Consider the following 26041-nt stretch of genomic DNA (forward strand, 5'->3'; position numbering starts at 1 on the left):
CTGCCCTTCTAAATTAAAAGGGCCCCTTGAAAGGAACCCTTGCTCATTCATTAAATTAAATTGCTTAAAACCATTTTATTCACTTTCGAACCATCGGCTTTGCCCTTCACTTTAGGCATGACAGCGCTCATCACTTTGCCCATATCCTTTTTGGAAGATGCTTGGACCTCCAGGATGGTTTCCTGAACAATCGCCTCCAGCTCATCATCGGTAAGCTGTTTTGGCATGTATTCTTGTAAAATATTGATTTCTACTTCAAGTTTTTTAACAAGATCTTCGCGTCCAGCCGCTTCAAATTCATGGAGGGAATCTTTTCTTTGCTTTAACTCTCTTGATAAAATCGTTAATTCCTCATCTTCTGTGAGGTCGTCTTTACCAAGATTGATTGATTCGTTCTGCAATGAAGCCTTCACCATTCGGATTACGCTCAATCTTTCCTTGTCTTTACCCTTCATGGCTTGCTTCATATCATTGTTCAGTAGTGCCAATAATGACATTTCGTGCACCTTCTTTAAAATTTGCGCTTTCTAGCAGCTTCAGATTTCTTTTTGCGACGAACGCTAGGTTTCTCATAAAATTCACGCTTACGATATTCTGATAGTGTACCGCTTTTTGAAACACTGCGTTTAAAGCGACGAAGAGCATCCTCAAGAGACTCGTTTTTACGAACGCGAGTTGTGTTTGACATGCTAATTTCCCTCCCTCCGAAGCATAAAACAAATTGTACAAGCATATATTGAGAAATATGCCTTTAGTAATTATAATATATCCACTCAATCAGGTCAACTGCATATTTGCCCTGCATGTATAGTTTTTATTCATTTTCGCCGTTTTCTTTCATGATTGCCACGCCTGCACTAGCACCAATTCGTGTTGCTCCGGAGGCAATCATGCCTTTGACAGTCTGCAAATCACGCACTCCGCCAGATGCCTTGACGCCCATATCTTCTCCAACAGTCTTACGCATCAACCTGATATCCTCCATCGTTGCTCCTCCTCCGGAAAAACCTGTGGACGTCTTTACGAAGTCTGCCTGAGCTTCTTTTGCCAACACACAAGCACTCACTTTTTCTTCATGTGTCAGAAGTGATGTCTCAATAATCACCTTTGTCCATGCTGATTCGCCAGCAGCTTCAACTACTGCAGCGATATCTTCTCGAACAAGCTCAAAATTTCCGGATTTTAGTTCACCGATATTGATTACCATATCAATTTCTGTTGCCCCATCGGCAATGGCTTTCTTGCTTTCATAGACTTTTGTGGCTGTGGTGTTAGCGCCCAACGGAAAGCCGATTACTGTACAAACCCTTACATCGCTTCCCTTTAGCCCTTTAGCGCAATATGGTACCCAGTACGGATTAACGCAAACTGAAGCGAATTTATATTGTTTGGCTTCTTTAATCAGCTGATCCACTTGTTCTTTTGTCGCATCCGGCTTCAACAATGTATGATCGATATATGAAGCTAAATCTTCCATTTCCAGACTTCCTTTCCTGTTCATTAGCTAGTACATTTACAAAGGCATCATAGCATGTTACAACCAAAAAATCTATTTTCAAGAAGATGGATGGTAAATTCGGTAAAAAAGGATGCTCCTTACTGCAGGAACATCCATCTGTTTAATTAGCCTTCATCACACGTTGTTCCATGCCATCTTCTAAAACCCTGACGAACACCCCTTCATTAACAGGATAGCCAGATTTTAATATTTTAACGCGGACGATTTTGCCAATCATGTCATGGCTCCCTTTAAATTGCACTTTCAAGTAATTATCAGAGTATCCCACAAGCATATCAGGATGGTTTTCATCCGGTACTTTTTCCTCAGGGATTACTTCTAGTACTTCATTTTCATAACGAGAAGCGTATTCCTTGGCCAACTGGTCAGATAGTTCGATCAGTTGATGAACTCTCCGCTCCTTCACATCATCATCCACCTGATTGTCCATTCTCGCCGCCGGTGTACCGGTACGTCTTGAAAACGGAAAAACGTGCAGCTCAGAATAGCCAACTTTTTTAATGAATTCATACGTTTCCATAAACTCATCTTCGGTTTCCCCTGGAAATCCTACAATCACATCAGAAGTGATTGCCAAATCAGGCAATGCTTTTCTGATCTTGACAACCTTTTGATAATAATAATCAGAAGAATATTTTCTCCTCATTCTTGAGAGCACACTATCAGATCCGGATTGTAGTGGTATATGCAAATGGCGGACAATTTTTTCCGATTTATCCAGTACATTAATTACTTCATCAGTAATTTGGCTAGCCTCAATAGAAGATATTCTTATCCTTTTCAGCCCGTCCACTTTCGTTTCCAAGTCCCACAGAAGCTTCGCAAAATTATAATCAGCCATATCTTCGCCGTACCCAGCGGTATGTATGCCTGTTAAGACAATTTCTTTATACCCCGCATCAACTAATTTCTGTGCTTGTCCGATTACGTTTTCCGGGTCTCTGGACCGAAGCAGTCCGCGCGACCATGGAATGATGCAAAATGTGCAGAAGTTATTACAGCCTTCTTGTATTTTCAAAGAGGCACGTGTACGGTCAGTGAATTCAGGTACATCCATCTCTTCGAAAGTACGGTTTTTCATAATGTTCTTGACACCATTCACCGGTTCTCTTGTTTTTTGGTGCTCTTCAATGTAGCCAATCATTTCTTTTCTATTTTGTGTTCCACATACAACATCCACACCCGGTATCTCCAGTACTTCACCAGGAGAAGTTTGCGCATAACAACCTGTCACACAGATTACACCTTCAGGATTTTTACGAACGGCCCGACGGATAACCTGCCTGCTTTTTTTATCCCCGGTGTTGGTTACCGTACAAGTATTGATGACATATACATCGGATTGGCTATCAAAATCAACTCTCTCATAGCCAGCCTCCATGAACATGCGCCAGATACCTTCTGTTTCATAATGATTCACTTTACAGCCTAATGTATGAAATGCCACTGTTGGCATGAAAATACACCCCTTAATTTTCAAATTGATAGGAAATGCCTGCCAAGATATACATAGCAGCCGTTTCAGTCCTTAGTATGCGCGGACCAAGACGGACAGGCTGAAAACCACTTTCTTTCAGCTGCTGCGCTTCTTCGGAGGTAAATCCACCCTCAGGACCAATACAAGCCAATAAGCTTTGGCCCTTGTTCATTTCTTTCATTATTGTACTAAATGAGTTGAATTTTGCAACCTTTGCTTCCTCTTCATAAGCGAATATGCAGGTATCGAATTGTTTTCCGTATATCATCAGCTCATCGATATTCATCTGGTCGTGCAAAACAGGGATATTGCTGCGATGAGATTGTTCACTAGCTTCTTTGAGGATTTTTGTGAATCTTTCTGTTTTTTTCGCCATCTTTCCTCCATCCCATTTTACGACACTTCTCTCCGCTCTAAAAGGGATGAAGGCTGCTGCACCCAGTTCTGTACCTTTTTGTAAAATCAACGCCATTTTATCACTTTTGGGCAGGCCTTGGGCAATGGTTACTGCAATCGGCAGTTCAGGGTTATGCTCAAGCCACTGTTGAATCTGTAATTCAATTGATTGGGGACTTATACCGGTGATAGCGCACTTTGCTGCCCGGCCATCCGGATGAACACATATAACTTCATCGCCGATTTTTTTTCGCATCACTCTGCTGACATGGTGTACATCCTCATTTATTATGTTTACATGATCATTAACCCATTGGGATGCAGAAACAAAATATCGTTGCAAAGTATTACCTCCTACTGCTTTTGGGCGACAACGGAAACCCAATCATCCATTTCGTTTATTTCTTCGATGGAAAATTGATTTGCTCTCAGTTCATCCAGTACGAATTGTTTTTTTGCTTGAATGATCCCAGAGGTAATAAAATAGCCCCCTGTTTTTAAGTTGTTTCTCGCATCGTTCACAAATTGAACAATAATCTCTGCCAAAATATTGGAGACGATTAAATCGGCTTTTAACTCCACGCCTTGCAGCAAATTATTTTTCTTTACATTAATTTTTCCATGGACATGGTTAGAAAGGGCATTTTCCGTCGAACTTTTCACAGCTACATCATCCAGATCATACGCATGTACTTCTTTAGCTCCAAGCATCGCTGCAGCAATGCTCAGTACACCGGAACCCGAACCTACATCGATAACCAAATCACCAGACTGCAAGTATTTTTCAATTGCCTTTATGCTCAATATGGTAGTCGGGTGCGTGCCAGTTCCGAAGGCCATGCCCGGATCCAATTCAACTACAAGTTCCTCCTCTGTGGCAGCTTTATAGTTCTCCCAGGAAGGAGCGATTGTTATCCTGTCTGAAATTTTCACTGGTTTATAGTATTTTTTCCACGCTTCAGACCAGTCTGTTTCATCCACTTCGTTCAGCATCATTTGGTTGCTTCCTAAATGGATTCCATATTTTTCTAACTGGTCGATTTCTTGTTTTATTTCATCTGCTGTATCAGGACTAAAACTATTGATTGGAAAATACGCCTTAACATGGACACCTTCTTCAGGGTAATCATTCGGATCTAATGCAAAAATCTCTCCATAAACAGGATTTCGATCAATTACGAGATCCAGAGGGTCTTCAATAACGACACCGCTAGCTCCATTTTCGTGAAGAATGTTGGAAATTGGTTCAATCGCCTCGTTCGTAGTATGGATGCAAAATTCGGTCCATTTCATATGGTTCACACTCACTTATTTATTCAAATTTATAATGATTTTTCATGCTTATGTAAAATAACGGTAAAGAATTACCGTTATTCTCCCTTAAAAGCTTTTTTGAATCGCTGGAATAGTGTATCTTCCTGCTCATCAGTTGCAGCTTTTCCGTCGATTTCGTTGAATTCCCGCAACAATTCTTTCTGTCTTTCCGTCAATGCTGTTGGCGTCACTACCCGTACTTGAACGTGTTGGTCCCCATGGCCATACCCTCTTACGTTCGGAGCTCCTTTTCCTTTTAACCTGAAAGTCTTTCCTGTCTGCGTCCCAGCAGGAATTTTCAATCTCACTTTTCCATGGACAGTCGGGACCTCCACTTCATCTCCCAAAGAAGCTTGTGCGAAGGTCAGTGGCAGTTCGCAGAATATATTGTCCCCTTCTCTTTGGTAGAATTCATGACTTCGTACTTGAACGACTACATACAAATCACCACTTGGTCCGCCATTGCTTCCTGCTTCTCCTTTACCGGAAACGCGAATTTGCTGACCTTCATCGATGCCTGCCGGGATAGAAATATGGATTTTTTTCTGTTGTTTAATCTTTCCGGTTCCGCCGCATGTCGTACATTTCTCCGGTATAATTTTTCCAGTTCCGCCGCAATAATGACAAACCCTGCGATTGACGACCTTGCCAAACGGTGTGTTCTGTTCCGTGTTCAATTGTCCTGATCCATGACAGTGGGAACACGTTTTTGGTTTCGTTCCTGGTTTGGCACCTGTGCCATGACAAGTTTTACAGTCAGCTTCTGTCGGAATGTTTATATCCGTTTCTTTGCCGAATATGGCCTCTTCGAAATCAAGTACAATCGTATACTGCAGGTCTGCTCCCTGTCTTGGTGCATTTGGATCTTGTCTGCGTGAACCGCCGCCACCGAAAAACATATCGAAAATGTCCCCAAAACCGCCAAAATCCTGAGCGCCCCCGCCAAAGCCGCCAAAACCCTGACCCTGTGCTCCGGCATGGCCGAATTGATCATATTGGGCACGCTTTTGATCGTCACTCAGTGCTTCATAAGCTTCTTTCGCTTCCTTGAATTTGTCGGAGGCTCCTTCTTCTTTATTAACATCCGGATGGTATTTTCTGGCCAATTTCCGATATGCCTTTTTTATCTCATCTTTTGAAGCGTCTTTGCCAACGCCCAGTACATCATAATAATCTCGCTTGCTCACTTGTAAATCACTCTCCCGATCTCGGTTGCATACGTTTTATCTTACCATCTTTCTTTACTGATTGACAAACAGGCTCAATTCCTAAAAAAAGCCAAAGCCAAGATAACCCCGACTTTGACTTTTTTATAACTTCTGGATCAATTATTATTTATTTTTTTCGTCATCATCGACTTCTTGATAGTCCGCGTCCACTACATCGTCTGCCGAAGAAGCTTCATCGGATTGCTGAGCCTGGTTATCCTTAGCCATTTGTTCATAAAGTTTTACAGAAAGCTGTTGGACATGCTCTTCCAATGCTTGTTTTTTCTCTTTGATTTCCTCCATATTATCGCTTTCGAGTGCTTTTTTCAAATCAGCTTTCGCTGTTTCAGCTTTTTGTTTGTCATCTTCTGAAACTTTATCGCCAAGATCCTTGATTGTTTTATCTGTTGTGAATACAAGCTGATCAGCTTCATTTCGTAAATCGACTTCTTCACGGCGTTTTTTATCTGCTTCCGCATTTTCTTCTGCTTCTTTTACCATATTCTCCACTTCTTCATCAGAAAGCCCTGAAGAAGATTTAATGGTGATGGATTGTTCTTTGTTCGTACCCATATCTTTCGCACGTACGTTTACAATTCCGTTCGCATCGATATCAAAGCTTACTTCGATTTGCGGTACTCCTCGTGGTGCTGGTGGAATATCAGTCAACTGGAAGCGTCCTAATGTTTTATTGTCTGCCGCCATTTCCCTTTCCCCTTGCAGCACGTGAATATCAACAGCAGTTTGATTGTCAGCTGCAGTGGAGAATACTTGCGAATGACTTGTCGGAATGGTTGTGTTTCTTTCAATTAGTTTCGTAAACACAGAACCCATCGTTTCAATTCCGAGTGAAAGTGGTGTAACATCCAACAACAAGACATCTTTAACGTCTCCTTGCAATACGCCGCCTTGAATGGCTGCACCTAATGCTACCACTTCATCCGGGTTTACCCCTTTGGAAGGTTCTTGTCCAGTTTCTTTTTTGATCGCTTCCTGGACAGCTGGAATACGGGTGGAGCCGCCTACCAAAAGTACTTTATTTATTTCAGAGGCTGACAAACCTGCGTCAGATAATGCTTTTCTCGTTGGAACCATTGTCCGTTCAACAAGTTCAGAAGAAAGTTCTTCAAACTTAGCACGGCTCAATGACATTTCCATATGCAAAGGACCAGCCTCTCCTGCAGTGATGAACGGCAGTGAGATTTGTGTTTGTGACACACCTGACAGATCTTTTTTCGCTTTTTCAGCTGCATCCTTCAAGCGCTGCATGGCCATTTTATCTTTGGATAGATCAATGCCATTTTCTTTTTTGAATTCGCCAATCATATATTCGATGATAACATCATCAAAATCATCCCCACCGAGACGATTATCCCCAGCAGTCGCAACAACCTCGAACGTGCCGTCGCCGATATCCAAAATGGATACATCGAAAGTACCGCCACCAAGGTCATAGACCAAAATCGTCTGATCTTGCTCCGCTTTATCAATTCCATATGCAAGCGCTGCTGCTGTAGGTTCATTGATGATACGCTCTACTTCCAAGCCAGCAATACGTCCCGCATCTTTTGTGGCCTGACGTTCAGCATCATTGAAATACGCAGGGACTGTGATAACCGCTTTATCGATTTTTTCGCCTGTATAATCTTCTGCGTATGATTTTAGGTGCTGTAAAATGATTGCCGAAATTTCCTGAGGCGTATATTCTTTGTCATCGATTTTGACTTTGTAATCAGTACCCATATGGCGTTTGATGGATTGAATTGTATTCGGGTTCGTGATCGCCTGTCTTTTTGCCACTTCCCCAACTTGTCTTTCCCCATTTTTAAACGCTACAACAGAAGGTGTGGTGCGGTTGCCTTCCGGATTCGGAATGACGACTGCTTCACCGCCTTCCATCACTGCTACACAAGAATTCGTTGTTCCTAAATCAATACCAATTGTTTTACCCATAGTTTACTCTTCCTCCTTGAACGCTTGCTTCAAATTATTTATTTACTTTCACCATTGCCGGGCGAATTACTCTGTCTTTCAACAAGTAACCTTTTTGTAACTCCTCAACAATGATGTTGGATTCGTAATTTTCGTCTTCAGCTTGCATGACAGCATGGTGCATGTTGGGGTCAAATTCTTTCCCAACCGTTTCGATTTCTGAGAGACCTTCATTTTTCAGTGCTTCGAGAAGCTGGCGGTACACCATGTTCATGCCTTCCATAAATCCTGCAGCCTCATTGGAAACTTGCGTTTTCAATGCTCTTTCGAAATTATCCATAACTGGGAGCAACGCTGTCACTAAATCCTGCGCTTTGTACTTTTGACTCGCTTGCTTTTCCTTTTGGGTACGCTTTTTAAAATTATCGTACTCCGCCTGGATACGAGCAAGCTGATCAAATAATTTTTCTTTATCCTCACGAAGTTGCTCCATCTCTGTTTCAAGCTCTTGTTCTGTTGCGTTGAGCTCTGCGGCGTCACCACCATCTTGTTCAGATTCCGCATTTACGGATTCATTTTGGTTCTCCTGTGGCGTTTCCACACTTTCTTCCGTATTTTTTTTCATTTCTTCTTTTGTTTCTTCTTTTTCTAACTCTTCCATGAATGCCACCTCCATCTCAGCCGATGGTAATATTTTTTTACTTGTTTTCTTATTGTCCATTGTTTTTATACCATAAATACAATGCCTCTGTCATTTCATTCGACAATGCATTCAACAGTGTAATCACTTTGCGATATTCCATTCTTGTAGGACCAAGCAATGCGATCGTACCCATTTGCCCTTCATTAATGTCGTATGTTGCAGTTATCAGGCTCAAATCCTTTATAGCCTCTAATTTATTTTCGTGGCCGATAGAAATTTTAATGCCCTGGGTAGTCTGCTTCAGCAGATTAGCAACCTCATCTTCATTCTCCATCATTGCATAGAAGGTCCGTATTTTTTCTAAATCCTTGAATTCCGGCTGCATTAACATATTCGCTTTCCCGCCAATGTACAGTCTAGCCGGTTGCTCGCTGAAAAAGACTGTTGACAGATAATGAAACGCCTCTTGATAATCATTCATATACATCTTCATCAAAGAAAAAATTTCATTCTGAAGGATGTCGTGAAGACGGGTAAGTGGGACACCTTTCAGCCGGTCATTCAGTATGTTGATCATTTTTTCCAAATCGGAAGCATCCATTTCCGCAGGAATGGAAAATGATCGATGTTGGACATGTCCTGAATCAGTGACCAGTATTGCAACGGCTGTGTGCTGGGATAAAATCACTATTTGCAGCTGCTTCAATTTGGTTTCAACAATTTCCGGTCCCAGAATGATGGAAGTATAATTCGTCAGATGTGACAACACCTCAGCGGCTTTTTGTACCACTTGTTCGACTTCGTAGAACCCGCCTTTCATAAACTGTTTCATGATGCTAAGGTTGTTTTTTTGCAAATTCGGCACAATGATATGATCCACATAATAGCGGTATCCTTTTTCTGAAGGAATACGTCCGGAAGAAGTGTGTGTTTTTTCAAGAAACCCCATTTCTTCCAAATCGGCCATTTCATTGCGGATAGTTGCCGCACTAAAGTCAATGCTGTCTTTTTTTGAAATCGCTCTGGAGCCTACTGGATGCGCAGTCTCAATGAAATCATCAATAATCACTTGCAGAATTAATAATTGTCTCTTCGTGAGCACGATGATCACCTCTGTTAGCACTCCACTGCATCGAGTGCTAATGCTAATAATAAATTATCAAATCAGCATTTTTTTGTCAATAAACACGCTCCAAATCTTCCATTCCCAGTAGAAATTGCTCGAAAACATCATTCCCAAATAACTTGCCTTCTTCGGTCAAACGGAGAAAATCGTCTTCCAGCTTGACCCACCCCTTGTTTTCAAGATATGCAACTTCCTCCTTGTATAAATCAAACATCGAAAAACCAAATTTGTTCGCAAATAGCTTTATATCAATTCCTGCAGTTTTGCGTAATCCTAGGAACATCTCTTCCTCCACTTGTTCTTTTTTCCCGATTTTATCGACTTTTAAAACAGGACGTCCGTCCAAATTCGCCTGTTTGATATAAGCCGGAAGCGGTTTGATATTGATGGTACGCTCACCGGGCAAATATCCGGATGCTCCAGCTCCAAAACCATAGTAAAAGTCATTATTCCAGTAAGTGAGATTATGTTTGCTTTCGAAACCTGGTTTTGCAAAATTGCTGATTTCGTATTGGGAAATACCATGAGCAGCCATTTTTTTTATGAGTTCCCGATACATTTCCACTTCTTCTTCCTGTTCCGGACGGTGAAGCTGACCTTTTCGAAAACGGTTATAAAAAATTGTTTTTGGTTCGATCTGCAAGGCATATGCCGAGTAATGCGGGAGCTGAAAGGATATCGCCTCTTGCAACGTATCCGAAAAATGGCTGACCGTTTGTTTGGGCAAGGCGTAAATCATATCGATGCTGATATTTGAAAAACCATGTTTGCTTAAATTGTTTACCGTTGCATATACATCTTTGACTTGATGAGCCCTTCCCAATTCTTTCAGCATGGCATTGTCCAAAACCTGCACCCCAAGTGAGATCCTGTTCACTCCATACCCCTGCAGCAACTTTATTTTTTCTTCCGTTAAATCACCAGGATTTGCTTCCATTGAAAATTCTTCACATGTATCCACCGCAAATTTAGAATGAATGGTTTCCATCAGTTTTCGCAGCTGCCCAACGGTCAGTGCAGATGGTGTGCCCCCTCCGATGAATATTGTTTTCACACGGTTTTTGGAGTCAGATACAGCTGTAGCGATTTCGTTTTTCAAAGCTGCCAAATAGTCATCAGCCATTCTTTCATTGTAAAAGAACTTTGTGAAGTCACAGTAGTGACAAATATGATGGCAAAAAGGTATATGAATATACACTGAAGGTATCATGATAAAATCCCCTTAAAAAGAAATACAGGTTAGCCCCTGCTCGATAGCCGACAGCTAACCCTGTTGCAACCAATAAGTCTGCTTATTCATCATCCATTTGCAGTACGGCCATGAAAGCCTCTTGCGGTACTTCAACCGAACCAACCATTTTCATACGTTTTTTACCTTCTTTTTGTTTTTCCAACAGCTTGCGTTTTCTGGAAATGTCTCCACCATAGCATTTGGCCAAAACATTTTTACGCATCGCCTTGATGGTTGATCTTGCCACAATCTTGTTGCCGATCGCGGCCTGTACCGGTACTTCAAACTGCTGTCGCGGTATTAGTTCTTTCAGCTTATCGACAATCTGTTTACCCCGCTCATAAGAAAAATCCCTGTGAACGATGAAGGACAAGGCGTCAATCGTCTCTCCATTCAGCAGGATATCCATCTTCACCAGCTTGGACGGACGGTAGCCGATCAATTCATAATCAAAAGAAGCATAGCCCTTCGTATGAGATTTCAACTGATCAAAAAAATCATACACGATTTCGGATAACGGGATATGATAAATGACATTCACACGGATATCATCCAGATAATCCATATTGATAAACTGACCGCGTTTTTTCTGAGATATCTCCATCACTGCCCCTACGTAATCATTTGGTACCATGATTGTTGCTTCCACATATGGCTCTCTGATTTCCAGAATCTGCTGCGGATCCGGCATCAAAGATGGATTATCTACAAGAATGGCGTCTCCATTCGTCTGTTCAACTTCATAAATCACACTTGGTGCAGTTGTGATGAGATCAATATTGAACTCTCGCTCAATACGTTCCTGAATGATTTCCATATGCAGTAATCCCAAAAAACCGCAGCGAAAACCAAATCCTAAAGCCTGGGAGGTTTCAGCCTCATATTGCAGCGAAGAATCATTCAATTCCAATCTTTCCAGTGCTTCTCGCAAATCATTGTATTTTTTGGCTTCTATCGGATACAGTCCGCAATAAACCATTGGATTCATTTTTCGATAACCAGGAAGCGGTGCTGCAGCCGGCTTACTGACAGAAGTTATCGTATCGCCGACATGTGTGTCGGATACGTTTTTAATAGAGGCAGTCAAGTACCCTACATCTCCTACATGAAGCATCTTCCTGGCATCTGGCTTAGGATTAAAGACCCCGACCTCATTGACTTCGAATTCCTTGCCCGTCGCCATCATTTTGATTTTGTCCCCGACTTTAACAGTTCCTTCCTTGATACATACATAGGCAATCACCCCTCTGTAGGGGTCATACAAAGAATCGAATATCAGTGCCTGTAACGGGTTTTCTTCATCACCAGCTGGTGGCGGGACGGCTTCCACGATCCTCTCCAATATTTCATCAATACCTATATTTGCTTTCGCAGATGCCAAAATGACATCATCCGGATCGATGCCGATGACATCTTCCAATTCTTTTGTTACTTTTTCCGGATCAGCATTAGGCAAATCGATTTTATTGATCACCGGGATGATTTCCAGTTCATTATCAAGTGCCAAATAAACATTTGCCAAGGTTTGCGCTTCTATTCCCTGCGCGGCATCTACTACAAGAATGGCACCCTCACAAGCTGCAAGGCTTCTTGACACTTCATAGGTGAAATCGACATGGCCGGGAGTGTCGATTAAGTGAAATATGTATTCTTCACCGTTTTTACTTGTGTAGTGGAGCTGGACAGCATTCAATTTGATCGTTATCCCACGTTCTCTTTCCAAATCCATCGCATCGAGGAATTGTTCTTTCATTTCCCGGTGTGTCAATGCTTTTGTGTTTTCCAGTATTCGATCGGCCAGGGTAGATTTACCATGATCGATATGTGCTATTATTGAGAAATTCCGCACATTTGTTTGTTTTTTTGTCATCTATGTTTTCCACTCCTACATATCGCAGCTTCAAAATTCACATTTGCCGTCATTCATTCCTGAGTTTGATTTACAGCCGTTAACTAGCATTGATTATAGCAATTGGCCAACAGACTTTCAATAAGAAAAGCACAAGTGCTGATTGAAATAGGCACCCGTGCTTATATCTCAAAAAAATGCTTTTGCTATTTGATACAAAATGGAAGCAAGCATTTCAAAAATGTGCTGTACTCCGGAGCCCAGCAGCGATGCTGTCTTTTGCATCATGGAAGGTGATTCTTCCATGTCCACAATATCTCTTGCTGCGTCTGCTGTTTCCACCTTGTAAGTTTGTCTATCTTTATTTCGGTCAGAATTACTATTTTGTTCACTTATTAATACATCATTATCTATCATTTGATTTGAATCAGTAGCTGGGTGGTTGCGGTCGATCCCAAACACGGCGCCAGCCAGAAAAAAAACAACGAATAGCAGCAGTATGATAAAATAACGCACGCTGTTCAGCCCCCTTGTCATTTATTGACTTTTTCAGCATCCCAATAGTACTCACTGAATACATCTGCTAAAGCATCTGCAGTATGGTACACTTCCTCTAGTTTGTTATCAATTCCTCCAACCTCAAGTAAAATGGAATTGTTGGATAAATCCTGGTTGAAGACCCCATTTGTGCCCTTCCCTTTTTTTGTTAATACCCCTCTGCTTAGACCAGGATATTTCTTCTCCAAAAGGTAATGAAATTTTGTAGCAAAAGCGAGATTTTTCTCATAGGATGCGTATTCTTCTCCTATGACAATCATCACTCTTCCATACGTTTTTCCGTTTATTGTTTTCGTTGTATTTTCCCTTCTGCCCGTATCCCGATGGATATCGAATACATACTGGATATCTTTGTTGTTCGCAAAAGCATCTTGTACAACTTCACGTGAAGCTTGGTATGATTGAGCATATTGCCAGCCTTTTTTGTTAAGTATCCCCATAATATCCGCATCGCTTATTTCAGTACCGATTCCCTCAGCCTTTAAACCTTGTGAAAAACGTTTGCTGATTTTAGTAACGTTCACCTTATTATCGTAAGCCTGGTCCGGATTCGTCACGCCTGGCAAATTTGGCAAAAAAGACTCCGTATTATGTGTATTGTAAACATAAACGACTTTCTTATTTCCCGTACTAGGGGCATTTTTCTCCTCATTTTCTCCCTCTTTTTCCACCTGCTTTTCTTTTTCATTCACTATCGCATCGCGATCTTTCGAAACCTCCTCAAGGGGCGGGGACGATTCAATAGGCAGATTCGTATAATCCGTCCCTTCCCCAGCAATTAAAATGTTGTTATCAAAAATCGCGAACCCTGGAAGTTCATTCCCAAGCAGGCTTCTGGGATCATTGGGTTTTATACTCGTCGCCAGATGCAATACTGTTGCAGTTACTTTCGGCATGTGGTGGTCATCGGGATATGCCTGCTTGAATGCTTTATTTTCCATACCGAGCAAATATAAAAAAGTAGGGCTCTCTATTTTTTTGGTCCATTCAGATATCGCTTGAGATGAAAAACGGTAAGCAGGCGATATAGTAGTCAGAAGTCCGATCAAAACGAACAGAACGACCATGCAAAGAAAATAAAAACCGCTTCTTTTCATCACTTTTGGGATTCGTATCTGTATATTCATTTTTTTTCGTTTCATGGTCCACCTCTTTTAAATTTCGTCCATATTCAAATCTATGAAAGTGACAAGTTAGATAGAACCATGATTTGCTAGATTTCCCAGCTGGCATGAAAAAACATGTCCCGGCTGTGCCAGAACATGTCGTGTTCATCTTGTATAGAATGAAAAGTTATCCACATCTACCTTCTCGTGCATTGCGGCGTTAATCCCCGACGCTATTAAATGAGCCATGTCTATCATGAATCCATCCACTTCTTTTGGTGTAACCATCATATTTTGTCCTATTGGGGTCAACACATCTGATATCAAGGCGCGCTTTTCTTCGTTTGATAAGTTCCCCACCAACCCAAGAAATGTTTTCCGTTGTTCTTCATCTGGCAAATCATCTTGTGTGAATTTTTTGCTGCCAAAAGAGAAATTCCCTGGTGTCAACGCCTTAGAGGGACGACTGTTTTCTTTCCACTCCCTGCCAAAATGTTTAAGCAGAAAATCGATTGTATCGCTTGCAATCGTAACAGCATCAACCACAGTTGGAACCCCTATAGCGAAAGTTGGAATCCCCAGCGTTGCTTTGCTCAATTCCTTGCGTTTATTTCCGACCCCGGACCCAGGATGAATACCGGTATCAGATATCTGGATGGTCTCGTTAATACGTTCTACTGATCTGGAAGCCAGTGCATCTACAGCAATAATAAAATCCGGCTTATATTGTTCGACAATACCGAAGATGATATCGCTGGTTTCTATTCCAGTAACCCCCATCACGCCGGGCGACACAGCTCCTACTGGCCGATATCCGTCTGCAACAGTTTCATGCTCCAATTTGAATAAATGGCTTGTAACCAGAATCTTTTCAGTTGTCATTGGCCCCAGCGCATCCGGAGTTACATTCCAGTTGCCCAAACCGACAATTAATCCGACCGCATCGTGGGTGATTCCACTTTTTTGCAACAGCACCTCCAATTCTTCCGCGAGGACTTTTGCAGCGTTTTCCTGTGCTTTTGTGTCCTGACGCTTGACACCGTCTGCATATATTGTCACGTATGTACCTGGTTTTTTGCCGATCAATTCGCCTCCCGCTTCATCAATAACAACATCCGTGATTTTAATGCCATTGTTAACTCTTTCTTTTGATAGCACACCTTTTATTTTTTGTTCTTGCTGTTTTTCTTTTTCAACATACATATCCTTGGCTTCGACAGCCAAATCTGTTCTGACCTGGCGTGGCATTTCCTGATTGTGCATGAATTAATACACATCCCTTCACTTTCTTGAGGTAATTCTTTTGTTTAGGCTTTGCCATTTACCTTCAATTCATGCAAAAACATTGCTTATATGATTTATTTATATTGAAAACAGCAAAAACCTTTGATAAAATATCATTTGTCCATATTGTGATGTAAACGATGTGTACTTCGGGAGGTGAAATAATGGCTAATATCAAATCTGCTAAAAAACGTGTTGATATAAACAACAAAAAACGTGCCTTGAATCAATCTGCAAAATCTGAAGTACGTTCTGAAATCAAACATGTCGATAAGCTGGTAGAAGCAAAAGACGCAGAACAAGCAAAAGCAGCTTTGCTTACTGCAACTAAAAAAATCGATAAAGCTGTACAAAAAGGCATTATGCATAAAAATACTGCGAACAGACAAAAATCTCGTCTTTCTAAAAAGGTTAACAACCTTGGTGCATAACCTGATTAAAAAAGACCCCGACGTGGAACTTCAAGCGCGTCCGGGTCTTTTTTAATATGTTTTTCGAAAAATCTTCTTACGAGGCGGTGATCAAATCATGAACCAGTAATTCAAACGCTATATTTTTCTCCATTTTCCCCTGCTTCATATCACTGTCAGCATTTGCCAATTTATCCATAATAAAATGCAGCTTGTTCAGTGTAAACTGCTTCTCCCTGTTCCAAGCCATTTTGATGACATAAGGGTGAGCCCCGATCGTTTTTTGAATTTGACTTTGTCCATAACCTTTTTCTTTCAACAGTTTCACCCTGAAAATCATGCGAAATTGGAAGGCGAGCAAGCCGATCATGGCAATTGGTTCCTCTTTTGTTTTTTCCAAATCCTTCACAATAGCAATTGCCTTATACAAGTCGTGATCCATCACGGCATCAACCATTCTTAGGGATGTACTCGCAACTGAATGGGAGATAAGTCTTTCTGCAATCTCCTTTGTGATTACCCCCTCTTCTCCTGCATAAAGTGCTAATTTATTCATTTCACTTTCCATGAGCTGGAGGTTCGTAGACAATTCCTCTTCCAGGATCTGCATCGCTGATGAATCAATCATGATTTTCATTTGCTGGGCAATCGTCTTGATCCATTTGTCCAGTTCATACGGTTTGACCTGATTACATTCGACCACCGTCGCAGCCTTTTTCAGAAGCTTTGCTATTTTTTTACGTTGATCTATCTTTTCATAATCTCCAATAAAAACCAGTGTCGAGTAATCGGCAGGAGAGGAAATATATTCCTGAAGTGTATCCAGCTTATGTTCAAAAGGTAATTTGTCCGGGTTCGCTTTTAGAAATACCGGATTGCTTGCAATAATTAGTTTGTCACCGCCAAAAAAAGGATATGTCTGTGCATCAGCAATTACTTCCTGCACAGGCACTTCCTGAAGATCATATGTAATGAAATTTTCTGGATCCGTAACCACGCTCTGATAAAAGCCTTCCTTCAGCTTTTGGATAAAATAGGGTTCCGTTCCATATAATAAACAGACACGCGGAACTTGTTTTTTTTTCAATTGCTGCACCAGTTCCATATAATTCATTATTTACACTCCCCGCCTTTCTCTTGCAAATATATTATATCTGTAATATGCGGAGAGGACAAATGGAGGGAGAAAATGCTGGTCACAGCATTTTTTTCTCCCCAATCTATAGTGAACATTCAGCGCCCAGCCCTAGAAACTGGGCGCCAAACGATATTTGCTTGTACCTATATATTAACCAGGCAATGCAAAACTATAGCTGACAACTCTTTCTAATCTTGGTGCTTCTTTGGTTTTTACTGAGTTAGGTTGTCACCATCTGAGGCTGTGGTGGATTTTTTTAGCCTTTTCGTTTATACTGTTAATGAAATAGGAGGGATAAAAATGAATGAGTTTGAAAAAGATCCACAGTCAAAAAATCTCGATGTCGCTGATTCCATTAAGGGATTCACATTCTCTTTTCTTTTCTTTGTTATCATTTTTGCGATTGGTGTCACCATTAGTGTCATGCATTAAGAAATACTGTATTTGTTTTTATTGTACATACCTAAAGAGACTGGAGGAACAGTCTCTTATTTTATTGTGTTCTGCACTGGTAACATCAATTATGTTTAACTAAGATACTTTATGGCATATAAGGAAAAAATGTTCCTGTATTTCGCTTATATTTGTAAATTACCGCTCCGTTTTGATCTGTGCGCCATATGATTACTTGGTTCTCGTTTAAAACATCCAACACTTCCTCATGTGGATGGCCGTAACGATTTTTCCTGCCAGCTGAAATGAGTGCAAATTGCGGATTCAGTTGTTCGATAAATTGGCTATGTGACGAGTTTTTGCTGCCATGATGCCCTACCTTCAATACGTCTGCCTGCAAATCAGGATAGGTTCCCATGATTTTTCTCTCTGTATCTTTGCCAATGTCACCTGTAAACAACCAGGATTTCCCACCGAATTCTGTCCATATGACAAGGGAGTTTTCATTGGCTGACTCCGTTTTAATTATGGGGGATACGACTGCAAATGCCTGTCCGGCCAGTTCAAGCCGCCTGCTTTGGCTAATATGATATATTCTGGTACCGTGCCGGTTCCATAGGTCCCTTTGTTTTTGTCCCAACTGATAAAAATGGCTGATAATAATTTTCTTTACATGCATGTTTTCAACCATGAAATCGACACTCCCCATATGATCCACATCCTCATGGGAAATGAATATGCCGTCAATCACAGTAATGCCTTCTTTATCTAAATACGGTTTAATGATCCTCATATATACACTTTCGTTGGCTTCGCCAGTGTTAAAATCAAATCTGGCCCCCGCATCAATAAAAAATACACCCTTTCGATGCGGCAACTCTAAAATGAAAGCATCACCTTGGCCGATATCGAGCATGGTCAATTTTCCATATGGGGAAAAGTAAGGCCCTGATATTACTCCTATTACCAAACATACCATTAAAATTCCTTGCAGGAACGCCTGGTTTAGTTTGTTTCTCTGTAAACTCACCATCAGTAAAATGAGCAGAAAATAATAAATTAATTGTGCAGAGCCCGGGAAATCCCCATATACCCAAGGATACGATGCCACCTCATTCATATAATTCAGTAAATCAAGAAAAAACGAATGGATTTTTTGAAAGAGTATGTCAAGCCAGAAAAACAATGAACTGAATGGGGAAAGCAACAGTAACATGAACATGAGTGGAATGACGAAAAATGAAAAATACGGGACGACAAGCACATTTAATAAAATAGATAACGGTTGAAAGGAAGAAAAATACAGCATTTGTATCGGCAGAATCACCATCTGTGAAATAAAACTAATGAAAAGCATTTGAAACAATAGGGTTGGGGTCTTTGCGAGCCACTGCCGCGATAAAATCAAACTGAAAGTAACTAGAAAAGACAATTGGAAACCCACATGAGATACGATGTACCTATCCACGAAAATGATCATCAAAAATACAATTGCAATAATATCTGAAATTGTCATCTTTCTGTTCGCAACAGAAAATAAAATTAGCAGCATACCCATTAAACCAGCCCGAATAACAGAGGGCTGTGCACCCGCAACGATACAGTATACCGGTAAAAAAAGGAGAATGCTCCATTTTGCTGTTTCTACTGTGGCAAAACCAGTTTTGACCAATAGGAAATAAATCAGTCCGGTGATCAAACCAACGTGAAGTCCAGAAATGGCCAACAAGTGAGATAAACTCCATTCCCTAAATATATGGATTATGTTCTCAGGGATGGATGCATCCTCACCAAGCACAAGTGCTTTAAGCCAGGCGGAAGTCATTTCGCTATAACTGTCGTCAGCCGTTTTTAGCAAATCTTTACGCTTCTCGTCAAACACATGCAGAATGGATGAGCCTTTGCATGTTATATCGGACGCTTCTGAGAGTACCATTTGAAAATCGATACCTTGATCTTGAGAATACTTTTGAAAATCAAATTCACCTGGATTAGTGCCAGAATCCGGGACCTCCAATTTACCTTTTATGGCGCAATCTGCCCCACGTTTAAACGACTGTATCTTTTTTTCAAATGCCTTTTTCGTTTGTTCTGTTAAAAACAAAATTGTCTGAATTTTTTTATGGGTTTTACATTCTTGCAGAAGGAAGGAAATTTTCTTTTCATCAGTTTCAACGGGAGAAATAATTTTTCCGTTTAAAGAGGTTGTTGTCATACTTATCGTTGATGGGGCTAAGTCAGCAGGGGGTTGTGGGGATGGCAAGTATACATAAAAAAATGAAAATGCGAGGACAGTTATTACCACTGGCTGTTTGCCCAACCGCTTCCAGAGCAGTAAAGCAAACATCCAGATTACGATGATGAAAAAAAGTGTGTTTTTTTCAATACGGAGACTTATGAAAGCGGCCGCGGCTGCAATGGCAGGAAGATGCCAGTATCCTCTCATCTCGTACTTTCTTGCGGGATATTGCCAAACAATATTTCCTCTTCGGTCCGCAGCTTATCATATTCATCCTGACTGACGGAATTTCTGAGTTTATCCAGCAATCCTTTCACAAACTCATGCTTTTCCTTATAGTGTGTGTCGACAGCCAGGTAGTCGAGACTGACTTTTTTTGTATGAACGCCAGCTTCTTTATATAACTGAATCGCATATTCATTATTATGATAGTCATCTGCATAATAAACATTTTTGATACCTGCCTGAATAATTTGCTTACAACACTGCAGACAAGGGAAATGTGTTACATAAATATCTGCATTTTTCGTAGGGACACCAAATTTGGCGCACTGCAACAGAGCATTTGCTTCAGCATGGACAGTTCTGACGCAATGACCGTCAATTACATAACAGCCTTCATCAATACAATGAACACTGCCTGACACACTCCCATTATAGCCTCCTGCGATAATTCGCTTTTCCCTGACGATGGTCGCCCCAACCATCAAACGTGTACAAGTACTTCGCAAAGCCAGCAGGTGACTTTGTGCCATAAAATATTGATCCCATGATATTCTTTCCAAATTTTGTCACCTCTTGTCAACTTTTGCATACCATATGACCAGTTTACAATCAATTGCAAATAGCCGTCAATATCCCAGTTATTGAATTATCCTTAAAAGACAGCGAGTAATTGTCGATGGTGAAGAGAACACTTGAACATACCATGAGCTACCAGCTTCTTTTAGGGTACTTGAATAGATTCGCGTATATTTTCAAGTGTTTTCTCTCCGATGCCTGGAATTTCCAACAATTCTTCCACTGACTGAAACATGCCATTTTCTTCACGGTACTGTAAAATCGCATTCGCTTTCGAAGGACCAATGCCGCTTAACGATTCCAATTCTTCCTGTGTAGCTTGATTAATGTGTATTTTTTCTTCGCTTGTCTCATTCATAGCTGCTTGGACAGTTGTTTGATTATTATCTTCATTCTTCAGTGGCACGGCGATTACCATTTCATCTTGGACTTTTTGGGCGAGGTTGATCTGTGACTCATCGGCGTCCTTCGTGAAGCCCCCGGCAAGCTGGATAGCATCGTTCACTCTCGCGTCCTGGGCTATCTCATAAACTCCCGGTTTCACAACGCTCCCTTTGATGTCCACCATGATCATTTGATGAAGCTGTTCCTTTTCGTTCAGAGAGGAGGATGATGATTCAGGCTGGTCAGCTTGAATATCTGTAAATGGCGTCTCCGTTATGTCTTCTTCATCACTTTTCATTTGGGATAAGAGCAAAAATACTGCAACCAACAGACCGGATGGTATAATAATGAGGAATTTTTTAGGCAGGCTGTTCACGGGGCACCCCTTCCTTTTCAGGCAGTGATTCGGGATTCCTTGTGAAGATGGCAGCTCACTATATTATATAATTCGACATCATGGTGTAAAATCCTGCTTGCAAACAAAAAAGATCGGAAATTTCCGATCTCCATTAGAAAACTTTTTCAGCGATAAAAAAAATCCGCTCTGTTTCATCAGAAACAGGATTATTTAATCCAAAGTCTCCGCATACACTCTTCACTGCAAAACCACTTTCAAGCAGCAATGATTTATAAAATGCCACATCGTAAGTTCTCTGGTGATGTGTTTCTTCAAAACGCCGATAAAGCTCACTAGACTTTTCCCTGACAAAAAAAGTAAGGTCATGATACATTTCACCAGGCATGTCCCCAGCAGTACAAAACCAAATATAAGAACAATCCGCTTCTTCCAAGGCAAAAGTATGATCTATCAGATCAGCTTCCACATGAGAGATGGAATGAACATCGAATACGAACAGTCCTCCTATTCTCAGGCTTTCAGAAGTGGCTTGAAAAACTTTTCGTAAATCCTCTGGCTCCACGATGTAATTGATGACATCACAAAAACTGACAGCGGCGTCCAATTCAGACAACCCCTGAAGCTCCCGTAAATCCTGGTGGAGGAATTCGATCGGCACTTTCTGTTTGTCTGCTTTCTGTGCTGCAATCGACAGCATATTTTCAGAGTTGTCAATAGCTATGACCTGGTAATTTTCAGCGGCAATGCGCCAGGCGATTTCCCCTGTCCCACATCCCAAGTCTGCAACCCGCTTTCCAGACAGTTGATATTTTGAAAAGACCTCTTTCATGAAAGTCACCCATTCATCATAAGGGGCGTCAGCCATGAACCGGTCATAATAAAGAGCAAGCTCTTGATATGACATATACAATCCCTCTATTTCATTTCCAGTGCCAAACGAGGTGCGTCTCCCCATAGGCGTTCCAAATTGTAATATGAACGTTCATCACGATGGAAAATGTGACAGACAATGTCTCCAATATCCACAAGAATCCAGCGAGCCTGTTCAAACCCTTCCATGCGTTTGATTGAGATATCATTTTCTTCCATTTTTTCTTTGACTGCTCTTGCAATCGCTTGAACTTGCCGCTCATTGCTTCCATGACAGATCAGGAAATAGTCCGCAATCAGAGAAATATGCTCCATATCCAATGCAATGATCTCTTCTGCTCTTTTGTCGTCACACGCTTGTGCTGCGAGACTTAGCATCTCTTTTACATTCATTCATTAATTCCCTCCATTAATTCTTTTCGTTAAGTCATTATATGCATAAAATGTGTCGGGGTAAATCGGATTCCCTTTTTTCAACAAGTATGCAATCGTGTTGCTTGAAACCATCCATGCAGTTTTGACCAAATCGTGTTCTGCCATCTCCCGTATCTTATCCAGCCCGGGGAAATCTCTGCCCGGTTCGATATAATCAGCGACAAAAACGATAAGTTCTAAATCGGACATATGTGCTTTGCCAGTTGTATGATAACGGACAGCACTCTGAATTTCCCGATCCTTTATACCGTGCTCCCGCTCTACCAAAATGGAACCAACAGGCCCATGCCATAATTCCGGATGGTAATACAATAAATCTTTGGGCAATTCAGGACTCTGTAAAATCCAGCGCTTCATCTCATTTACTGAGCGGTATTTCGCATAATCATGAAAAACCGCCGCAAATTGTGCTTTATTCTTTGAAGCGTGAAAACGATCGCTTAATTCAGCGGCGGTATCAGCTACACGAAGGGTGTGTTCATAGCGTTTCGTTGTTAAATAAGGCTTAACAGCTGCTTTAGCTTCTTTGAGATCCATATATATCATGCTCCTTTATAAAATCATGTACAGCATCAGGAACAAGATATTTCACAGACTCCCTCTTCTTGAGGCGCTCACGGATAACGGTGGATGAAATTTCAATCGTCGGGACTTCTACGTCCATCACCGGATAGGGAGTCTGAAGCGTGTATCCCTTCCTTTTCACACCCACAAAGTCAATTAGTCCAATCAATTCATCGATTCGATGCCAATTTGGCAGATACTGTACCATATCAGCACCAATAATAAAGTGAAAATGTTCATTGGTAAATTCTTTTGTCAACGTTTGAATCGTTTCAATAGTATAGGATTTACCTAATCTTTTCACTTCTATCGTATTCATATGAAATGCCGGATTATTCCTTATCGCCAGTTTCACCATTTGCAGACGCTCATCGACACTCGCCCGAGCTTCCCGTTTGTGTGGCGGTTGATTAGAAGGGATGAACCACACTTCATCAAGCATCAGCTGTGATCTGACTTGTTCCGCTATAATTAAGTGTCCCATATGGGGCGGATCAAAAGTTCCTCCCAATATTCCAATTTTCATGCTGTCATGTCCCCTATTGGTTTGTGCCTCATGGCAGTTTAATTTGTTTATTTTCTTCCGATTCCCTGTATAGAACAATCTGATTCCCGATAATCTGTACAATTTCAGCTTCTGTCCCAGCCTCCAGCTGATTTGCAACCTCGGTTTTTTCTTCCATATTGTTCTGCAAAATATGCACTTTGATCAGTTCACGTTTTTCAAGTGCTTCACCAATTTGTTTGAGCATATTATCGCTCACCCCTGATTTCCCTACCTGGAAAATGGGTTTTATATGATTTGCTTTTGCTCTTAAAAAACGTTTTTGTTTTCCATTCAACATATTATCTTCCTTCCAAGACAGCTTTTAATTCGATATCCATCGACTGAACATCCACTTTACACTCCGTCCATATTTCAAATGCGTACCTCGCCTGATGCAAGAGCATGAGATGCCCTTGATGGATCCTGGCTCCTCTCTGTTCAGCTTGCTTTAACAGTTTGGTCATGATTGGCTTATAAACAATGTCACTGACAATGGTATTCGTACGAAGTTTCCCTAATTTGACAAGTTGGCCCTCGTCATCTGGTTCCATACCGACCGAGGTAGTTTGAATGATCAGATCATATTTATTTATTGATGCTTCTGCATCTTCTAAGGAAAGCACTGCACTACTAGTATTACCAGAATTTAATTGAGACAATTTTTCTGCACTTGCCCTCGTTCTGTTCGCAATATCTATGACAGGCATGCCTGTTTGCAGCATGGCGGCATAAATACCTCTTGCTGCTCCCCCTGCACCCAAAATCAAGATTTTTTTGTCAAGCTCATCCAAAAAGTCAGGAAATCTTGTACCAATAGATCTGAGAAAACCAATGCCGTCAGTATTGAAGCCCACCCATTTCCCATCTTTTTTGGTAACTGTATTGACCGCCCCAATAGAAGCGGCATTGTCAGCTAATTCATCCAAAAAAGGAATGATAGCCTCTTTATATGGAACCGTGACGTTGAAGCCATGCATATCTCCTGATAACAATTGGGTAATCTCCTGAGCAAAACGGTCCGGAGCAATTGCGATTTTCCGATACGTTCCTTGAATCCCGGATTTTTGGAAAAATTGCTGATGAATCCAGGGCGATAATGAATGTCCAACGGGAAAACCAATCACACCAAAATGCTGCACCATTCTCCTAACTCTCCCCTCATTAAATCAAAGAACTTCTGATTGAAGCCCCCACACCTTCCGGACTGTGGGCTTCCACAGTCACATTTCCCAGAACGCTTATCCAGCCCAGCCCCGGAAAAACGATATCAGTCTTTTCGTCACCAATTCGAAAAGCATGCTTTACCAATTTAGGCAACGTCTTCATAGTTTGTTCGTCAGGCGGAAGCAACAACTCCCCGCGATGATTTGCATACAGTTCGTCCGCCTTTTCCAATTTTGTCCGATGAATCGGGAGATCATTGGAGAAATAGCAAATGAACGACTGCTTGTCGCCTTTTACAAAATCAAGTCTGGCCAAGCCGCCGATAAACAACGTTTGCCCGCTATTCAACTGGTACACTCGCTGTTTTATTTCCTTTTTAGGATGTATCTTCTTCAAATCCTTCTCAGAAACATAATGGGCCATTTGCCGCTTATTAACAATACCAGGAGTATCAATCATCGCAGAGTGTTGATCAAGTGCGATGCGGATAAAACCCAATGTGGTACCAGGAAAATAAGAGGTTGTAATCACATCCCCGATGCCTGTGGATTCTTTTATCAAGCGGTTGATGAACGTCGATTTCCCGACATTCGTTGTACCGACAACATAAACATCTTTATTCTTGCGATAAGATGCCAATGTCTGAGCCAGTTCTTCTATTCCAGTACCTTTAGTAGATGAAATGAGAAAAACATCCTTCACTTTAATGCCATACTCGTTAACCGTGCTTCTTAACCAATTCTTCAGTTTTTGTTTATTTGTCGATTTTGGCAGCAAATCAACCTTATTTGCTGCCAAAATGACTGGATGGTCTCCTACGATCCTTGATAAGCCATGAATTAAGCTTCCAGCTACATCAAATATATCAATGATATGAACAACCAGGCCCTCTTTATCCTGGATGCTCATGACCATATCCAAGAAATCCGATTCATCCATTTCCACATCTTGAATTTCATTATAATGCTTCAGACGGAAGCAGCGTTTACAAAGTAAATCTTCATTTTGCAAAGAAGACTCTGGGGTGTACCCCGCTTTCCCCGAATCCGAGGTTTGTATTTTGGCACCACACCCTTGGCAATACAATTCATCCAT

At 41.3% G+C, this 26041-nt stretch carries 28 protein-coding genes; 2 read left to right on the top strand and 26 right to left on the bottom strand.

The window, feature by feature from the left end; genetic code table 11:
• Nucleotides 1–50: 50 nt before the first annotated feature.
• From ACFSMW_RS05750 to gpr, 15 genes are all read right to left on the bottom strand, one after another.
• Nucleotides 51–497: a GatB/YqeY domain-containing protein gene (locus ACFSMW_RS05750; RefSeq protein ID WP_390353781.1), complete on the bottom strand. Its 447-nt coding sequence runs from the start codon at nucleotides 495–497 to the stop codon at nucleotides 51–53.
• Between the two features lie 14 nt (nucleotides 498–511).
• A complete protein-coding gene (gene rpsU / locus ACFSMW_RS05755) occupies nucleotides 512–688 on the bottom strand; it encodes a 30S ribosomal protein S21 (RefSeq protein WP_018931586.1) in 177 nt (58 codons plus the stop codon).
• A gap of 126 nt (nucleotides 689–814) precedes the next feature.
• The gene (gene deoC, locus ACFSMW_RS05760) at nucleotides 815–1477 is read right to left on the bottom strand and encodes a deoxyribose-phosphate aldolase (protein WP_390353782.1); all 663 of its coding nucleotides are present in this window, start codon (nucleotides 1475–1477) and stop codon (nucleotides 815–817) included.
• Nucleotides 1478–1619: 142 nt separating this feature from the next.
• On the bottom strand, nucleotides 1620–2975 hold the full coding sequence (mtaB, locus tag ACFSMW_RS05765) for a tRNA (N(6)-L-threonylcarbamoyladenosine(37)-C(2))-methylthiotransferase MtaB (protein ID WP_390353784.1): 1356 nt from the start codon (nucleotides 2973–2975) through the stop codon (nucleotides 1620–1622).
• A gap of 13 nt (nucleotides 2976–2988) precedes the next feature.
• Nucleotides 2989–3735 (bottom strand): 16S rRNA (uracil(1498)-N(3))-methyltransferase, encoded by a 747-nt coding sequence (locus tag ACFSMW_RS05770; protein ID WP_390353786.1) that lies wholly within the window; start codon nucleotides 3733–3735, stop codon nucleotides 2989–2991.
• A gap of 11 nt (nucleotides 3736–3746) precedes the next feature.
• Complete coding sequence (prmA, locus tag ACFSMW_RS05775) at nucleotides 3747–4685, bottom strand: 50S ribosomal protein L11 methyltransferase (protein WP_390353788.1); 939 nt, start codon at nucleotides 4683–4685, stop codon at nucleotides 3747–3749.
• A 77-nt stretch (nucleotides 4686–4762) separates the two neighbouring features.
• Complete coding sequence (gene dnaJ / locus ACFSMW_RS05780) at nucleotides 4763–5893, bottom strand: molecular chaperone DnaJ (protein WP_390353789.1); 1131 nt, start codon at nucleotides 5891–5893, stop codon at nucleotides 4763–4765.
• Between the two features lie 144 nt (nucleotides 5894–6037).
• A complete protein-coding gene (dnaK, locus tag ACFSMW_RS05785) occupies nucleotides 6038–7867 on the bottom strand; it encodes a molecular chaperone DnaK (RefSeq protein WP_390353791.1) in 1830 nt (609 codons plus the stop codon).
• A gap of 34 nt (nucleotides 7868–7901) precedes the next feature.
• A complete protein-coding gene (gene grpE / locus ACFSMW_RS05790; RefSeq protein WP_390353793.1) occupies nucleotides 7902–8507 on the bottom strand; it encodes a nucleotide exchange factor GrpE in 606 nt (201 codons plus the stop codon).
• 49 nt (nucleotides 8508–8556) lie between these two features.
• Nucleotides 8557–9591: a heat-inducible transcriptional repressor HrcA gene (gene hrcA, locus ACFSMW_RS05795; protein ID WP_390353795.1), complete on the bottom strand. Its 1035-nt coding sequence runs from the start codon at nucleotides 9589–9591 to the stop codon at nucleotides 8557–8559.
• A 76-nt stretch (nucleotides 9592–9667) separates the two neighbouring features.
• On the bottom strand, nucleotides 9668–10825 hold the full coding sequence (hemW, locus tag ACFSMW_RS05800; RefSeq protein ID WP_390353797.1) for a radical SAM family heme chaperone HemW: 1158 nt from the start codon (nucleotides 10823–10825) through the stop codon (nucleotides 9668–9670).
• Nucleotides 10826–10907: 82 nt separating this feature from the next.
• Nucleotides 10908–12716, bottom strand: a complete 1809-nt coding sequence (gene lepA, locus ACFSMW_RS05805) for a translation elongation factor 4 (protein WP_390353799.1) — start codon at nucleotides 12714–12716, stop codon at nucleotides 10908–10910.
• A gap of 168 nt (nucleotides 12717–12884) precedes the next feature.
• Nucleotides 12885–13211, bottom strand: a complete 327-nt coding sequence (locus ACFSMW_RS05810) for a hypothetical protein (protein ID WP_390353801.1) — start codon at nucleotides 13209–13211, stop codon at nucleotides 12885–12887.
• A 17-nt stretch (nucleotides 13212–13228) separates the two neighbouring features.
• Nucleotides 13229–14395, bottom strand: a complete 1167-nt coding sequence (gene spoIIP / locus ACFSMW_RS05815; RefSeq protein ID WP_390353802.1) for a stage II sporulation protein P — start codon at nucleotides 14393–14395, stop codon at nucleotides 13229–13231.
• Nucleotides 14396–14524: 129 nt separating this feature from the next.
• Nucleotides 14525–15622: a GPR endopeptidase gene (gene gpr, locus ACFSMW_RS05820; RefSeq protein ID WP_390353804.1), complete on the bottom strand. Its 1098-nt coding sequence runs from the start codon at nucleotides 15620–15622 to the stop codon at nucleotides 14525–14527.
• A gap of 185 nt (nucleotides 15623–15807) precedes the next feature.
• Here gpr and rpsT point away from each other — a divergent pair, with 185 nt between their 5' ends.
• Nucleotides 15808–16074 (top strand): 30S ribosomal protein S20, encoded by a 267-nt coding sequence (gene rpsT, locus ACFSMW_RS05825; protein ID WP_390353806.1) that lies wholly within the window; start codon nucleotides 15808–15810, stop codon nucleotides 16072–16074.
• A gap of 76 nt (nucleotides 16075–16150) precedes the next feature.
• Here the strand turns inward: rpsT and holA are convergent, their stop codons facing one another.
• Nucleotides 16151–17167, bottom strand: a complete 1017-nt coding sequence (gene holA, locus ACFSMW_RS05830; protein WP_390353808.1) for a DNA polymerase III subunit delta — start codon at nucleotides 17165–17167, stop codon at nucleotides 16151–16153.
• A gap of 324 nt (nucleotides 17168–17491) precedes the next feature.
• On the opposite strand from holA, the gene ACFSMW_RS05835 reads away from it, so the two are divergent.
• Nucleotides 17492–17623 carry a YqzM family protein gene (locus ACFSMW_RS05835; RefSeq protein WP_390353809.1) on the top strand — a complete coding sequence of 44 codons (132 nt, stop codon included), beginning with the start codon at nucleotides 17492–17494 and terminating at the stop codon, nucleotides 17621–17623.
• A gap of 109 nt (nucleotides 17624–17732) precedes the next feature.
• On the opposite strand, the gene ACFSMW_RS05840 is transcribed toward ACFSMW_RS05835, so the two are convergent.
• The 10 genes from ACFSMW_RS05840 to yqeH form a co-directional block, all read right to left on the bottom strand.
• Entirely contained in the window at nucleotides 17733–20030 is a 2298-nt protein-coding gene (locus tag ACFSMW_RS05840) for a DNA internalization-related competence protein ComEC/Rec2 (protein ID WP_390353811.1), read from the bottom strand.
• Complete coding sequence (locus tag ACFSMW_RS05845; RefSeq protein WP_390353812.1) at nucleotides 20027–20608, bottom strand: ComE operon protein 2; 582 nt, start codon at nucleotides 20606–20608, stop codon at nucleotides 20027–20029. The genes ACFSMW_RS05840 and ACFSMW_RS05845 overlap by 4 nt, the downstream gene beginning before the upstream one ends.
• 161 nt (nucleotides 20609–20769) lie before the next feature.
• A complete protein-coding gene (locus ACFSMW_RS05850) occupies nucleotides 20770–21384 on the bottom strand; it encodes a helix-hairpin-helix domain-containing protein (protein WP_390353814.1) in 615 nt (204 codons plus the stop codon).
• Nucleotides 21385–21517: 133 nt separating this feature from the next.
• Nucleotides 21518–22270, bottom strand: a complete 753-nt coding sequence (locus ACFSMW_RS05855; RefSeq protein WP_390353816.1) for a class I SAM-dependent DNA methyltransferase — start codon at nucleotides 22268–22270, stop codon at nucleotides 21518–21520.
• An 11-nt stretch (nucleotides 22271–22281) separates the two neighbouring features.
• On the bottom strand, nucleotides 22282–22629 hold the full coding sequence (gene rsfS / locus ACFSMW_RS05860) for a ribosome silencing factor (protein WP_390353817.1): 348 nt from the start codon (nucleotides 22627–22629) through the stop codon (nucleotides 22282–22284).
• Nucleotides 22630–22632: 3 nt separating this feature from the next.
• Nucleotides 22633–23208 (bottom strand): bis(5'-nucleosyl)-tetraphosphatase (symmetrical) YqeK, encoded by a 576-nt coding sequence (gene yqeK, locus ACFSMW_RS05865; protein ID WP_390353819.1) that lies wholly within the window; start codon nucleotides 23206–23208, stop codon nucleotides 22633–22635.
• Nucleotides 23189–23761: a nicotinate-nucleotide adenylyltransferase gene (locus ACFSMW_RS05870; protein WP_390353821.1), complete on the bottom strand. Its 573-nt coding sequence runs from the start codon at nucleotides 23759–23761 to the stop codon at nucleotides 23189–23191. The genes yqeK and ACFSMW_RS05870 overlap by 20 nt, the downstream gene beginning before the upstream one ends.
• 28 nt (nucleotides 23762–23789) lie before the next feature.
• On the bottom strand, nucleotides 23790–24080 hold the full coding sequence (yhbY, locus tag ACFSMW_RS05875) for a ribosome assembly RNA-binding protein YhbY (protein ID WP_390353822.1): 291 nt from the start codon (nucleotides 24078–24080) through the stop codon (nucleotides 23790–23792).
• A 1-nt stretch (nucleotide 24081) separates the two neighbouring features.
• The gene (aroE, locus tag ACFSMW_RS05880; protein ID WP_390353824.1) at nucleotides 24082–24924 is read right to left on the bottom strand and encodes a shikimate dehydrogenase; all 843 of its coding nucleotides are present in this window, start codon (nucleotides 24922–24924) and stop codon (nucleotides 24082–24084) included.
• Between the two features lie 19 nt (nucleotides 24925–24943).
• Nucleotides 24944–26041, bottom strand: coding sequence for a ribosome biogenesis GTPase YqeH (gene yqeH, locus ACFSMW_RS05885; RefSeq protein ID WP_390353825.1), 1098 nt, complete (start codon nucleotides 26039–26041; stop codon nucleotides 24944–24946).

Origin of the sequence: Tigheibacillus halophilus, from assembly GCF_042683165.1 — a bacterium.
Classification (GTDB): Bacteria; Bacillota; Bacilli; order Bacillales; family Amphibacillaceae; genus Tigheibacillus; species Tigheibacillus halophilus.

Bases quoted from the DNA above. Each gene is read 5' to 3' on its own strand.
- deoC (WP_390353782.1), bottom strand. From the start codon at position 1,477: ATGGAAGATTTAGCTTCATATATCGATCATACATTGTTGAAGCCGGAT.
- ACFSMW_RS05840 (WP_390353811.1), bottom strand. From the start codon at position 20,030: ATGAGAGGATACTGGCATCTTCCTGCCATTGCAGCCGCGGCCGCTTTC.
- ACFSMW_RS05835 (WP_390353809.1), top strand. From the start codon at position 17,492: ATGAATGAGTTTGAAAAAGATCCACAGTCAAAAAATCTCGATGTCGCT.
- holA (WP_390353808.1), bottom strand. From the start codon at position 17,167: ATGAATTATATGGAACTGGTGCAGCAATTGAAAAAAAAACAAGTTCCG.
- dnaK (WP_390353791.1), bottom strand. From the start codon at position 7,867: ATGGGTAAAACAATTGGTATTGATTTAGGAACAACGAATTCTTGTGTA.
- prmA (WP_390353788.1), bottom strand. From the start codon at position 4,685: ATGAAATGGACCGAATTTTGCATCCATACTACGAACGAGGCGATTGAA.
- yhbY (WP_390353822.1), bottom strand. From the start codon at position 24,080: ATGTTGAATGGAAAACAAAAACGTTTTTTAAGAGCAAAAGCAAATCAT.
- ACFSMW_RS05870 (WP_390353821.1), bottom strand. From the start codon at position 23,761: ATGAAAATTGGAATATTGGGAGGAACTTTTGATCCGCCCCATATGGGA.
- yqeH (WP_390353825.1), bottom strand. From the start codon at position 26,041: ATGGATGAATTGTATTGCCAAGGGTGTGGTGCCAAAATACAAACCTCG.
- ACFSMW_RS05750 (WP_390353781.1), bottom strand. From the start codon at position 497: ATGTCATTATTGGCACTACTGAACAATGATATGAAGCAAGCCATGAAG.
- yqeK (WP_390353819.1), bottom strand. From the start codon at position 23,208: ATGGATCTCAAAGAAGCTAAAGCAGCTGTTAAGCCTTATTTAACAACG.
- rsfS (WP_390353817.1), bottom strand. From the start codon at position 22,629: ATGAATGTAAAAGAGATGCTAAGTCTCGCAGCACAAGCGTGTGACGAC.
- mtaB (WP_390353784.1), bottom strand. From the start codon at position 2,975: ATGCCAACAGTGGCATTTCATACATTAGGCTGTAAAGTGAATCATTAT.
- rpsT (WP_390353806.1), top strand. From the start codon at position 15,808: ATGGCTAATATCAAATCTGCTAAAAAACGTGTTGATATAAACAACAAA.
- grpE (WP_390353793.1), bottom strand. From the start codon at position 8,507: ATGGAAGAGTTAGAAAAAGAAGAAACAAAAGAAGAAATGAAAAAAAAT.
- gpr (WP_390353804.1), bottom strand. From the start codon at position 15,622: ATGCACAATCAGGAAATGCCACGCCAGGTCAGAACAGATTTGGCTGTC.
- aroE (WP_390353824.1), bottom strand. From the start codon at position 24,924: ATGGTGCAGCATTTTGGTGTGATTGGTTTTCCCGTTGGACATTCATTA.
- spoIIP (WP_390353802.1), bottom strand. From the start codon at position 14,395: ATGAAACGAAAAAAAATGAATATACAGATACGAATCCCAAAAGTGATG.
- lepA (WP_390353799.1), bottom strand. From the start codon at position 12,716: ATGACAAAAAAACAAACAAATGTGCGGAATTTCTCAATAATAGCACAT.
- hemW (WP_390353797.1), bottom strand. From the start codon at position 10,825: ATGATACCTTCAGTGTATATTCATATACCTTTTTGCCATCATATTTGT.
- ACFSMW_RS05855 (WP_390353816.1), bottom strand. From the start codon at position 22,270: ATGTCATATCAAGAGCTTGCTCTTTATTATGACCGGTTCATGGCTGAC.
- rpsU (WP_018931586.1), bottom strand. From the start codon at position 688: ATGTCAAACACAACTCGCGTTCGTAAAAACGAGTCTCTTGAGGATGCT.